Origin of the sequence: Coprococcus sp. AF99-45, from assembly GCF_027663865.1 — a bacterium.
GTDB classification, from domain to species: domain Bacteria; phylum Bacillota; class Clostridia; order Lachnospirales; family Lachnospiraceae; genus Allocoprococcus; species Allocoprococcus comes.
Genome location: NZ_JAQDGZ010000061.1, coordinates 1 through 1,248, shown reverse-complemented (window position 1 = coordinate 1,248; position 1,248 = coordinate 1). Strand labels below are relative to the sequence as shown.

The window sequence follows — 1,248 nt, the reverse complement described above, 5'->3', positions numbered from 1 at the left end:
AGGAGCCTTCGGAGAACGCAATGCACCAACCTCTGGGTGGTGTATAATTGCGCCCTTAGTAAACTAAGGGGTTTCCGGCTTCTCCCGTTCCAGCAGTTTTTTCAATAGTTCCTGCGTGTCCTGCCTGTGAAAAATGAGTTTCAACAACAGCATGACATCATCATCTGTCAGGCGTTCCGGCTCTTGCAGAAAACTTTCCAGCATACCGCCACGGGTACAGAGCCGGTGCGTTCGTTCCTTTCGGGTAAGCTGCTTCAACTGGTGCTGCAATGCCTTTTCATCATTGATGGCTTTCCGCAGTTGCTTGTCGCTTTTTTCCAAGTCCCGGTTGAGCTGTTCCGGTTTTGGGGTATCAGGCAAGGGCAGCGTCCTCCTTTCCCGGTATCAGCACATAAATCCTGTTTGGTTCTCCAATGCCCTGACGCACCCGCATGATAAGTCCGGCGGTTTCCAGTTCATTCAGAGAACGCTTGACCGTCATGGAGTGGCGGGACAGGACTGTAGCAATGGCTGTGAGAGGGAAGCAGACAAACAGGATTCCGTTTTCGTCCTCCTGCCCTTTGGATAGCATAGCGTCCAGCATCCGGCAGTACATGACCTTTGCGGTGCTGCTGACTGGAAATCCTGTCAACGCTATGCGAAATGGCATACACAGCGGCAATGGCGTGTCTATCGTCATAAATTCAAAATTCATTCGGTGTGTTCCTCCTTTTTCTTTGCTCGTTTGGATAAATAACGGGGGCAGTCAACCACAACCGCCCGGAAGCTCTGCCTGCACCCATGCTGGCATTTCCGGCATAATTCGTTGTAAGTGACACGCCCCCGGTCATTGAGGTAAAAGGAAAGCTCATGCTTCCTCTTTTTGCTCATTCTCGGCATATTGTGTTTCCTCCCGTTTTCGTGTATGGTTTCGGGGCGATTTTCGGCAAAATTACGGTCATAGAGCCGCTTAAAATCTCCCAAAGTATCAGCGATAGGGTAGACTATCCCCCTATCAGATTGTCGTGTTTCGGTATCATTTCGGTGTCAGTTCGCCAGTTCTCCCCGGTGTCGTTCCTCCCCTGAATCTCACAGCGGCGTATCGCTCCCTTTGGTACGCTCGTTTCGGTCAGGGTTCCTCCATATCCCTGCCAAAAGTCATGGCGCTACATCGCCGGGGAAGCATATCCCACACAGGCTGGTCATTCGATTGGAATAATCCATCGATGAACTACCTGTATCATAGAACATTTTTGTGCCCTGTGCCGT

Annotated in this window: 3 protein-coding genes; all 3 read right to left on the bottom strand. The window is 50.9% G+C overall.

The features are described from left to right. Positions 1-63 precede the first annotated feature (63 nt). Genes PGR14_RS16020 through PGR14_RS16010 form a run of 3 tightly spaced genes read right to left on the bottom strand, consistent with a single transcriptional unit; the run spans position 64 to position 879 of the window. Positions 64-360: a DUF3847 domain-containing protein gene (locus PGR14_RS16020; RefSeq protein ID WP_270223730.1), complete on the bottom strand. Its 297-nt coding sequence runs from the start codon at positions 358-360 to the stop codon at positions 64-66. Beyond that, on the bottom strand, positions 353-694 hold the full coding sequence (locus tag PGR14_RS16015; RefSeq protein WP_270223728.1) for a DeoR family transcriptional regulator: 342 nt from the start codon (positions 692-694) through the stop codon (positions 353-355). The genes PGR14_RS16020 and PGR14_RS16015 overlap by 8 nt, the downstream gene beginning before the upstream one ends. After that, positions 691-879: a hypothetical protein gene (locus PGR14_RS16010; RefSeq protein ID WP_002592123.1), complete on the bottom strand. Its 189-nt coding sequence runs from the start codon at positions 877-879 to the stop codon at positions 691-693. Before PGR14_RS16010 ends, PGR14_RS16015 begins: the two co-directional genes overlap by 4 nt. Positions 880-1,248 lie beyond the last annotated feature (369 nt).

What these genes read in the sequence shown, in the direction of transcription:
- PGR14_RS16015 (WP_270223728.1), bottom strand. Translation starts at nt 694, where the DNA reads ATGAATTTTGAATTTATGACGATAGACACGCCATTGCCGCTGTGTATG.
- PGR14_RS16010 (WP_002592123.1), bottom strand. Translation starts at nt 879, where the DNA reads ATGCCGAGAATGAGCAAAAAGAGGAAGCATGAGCTTTCCTTTTACCTC.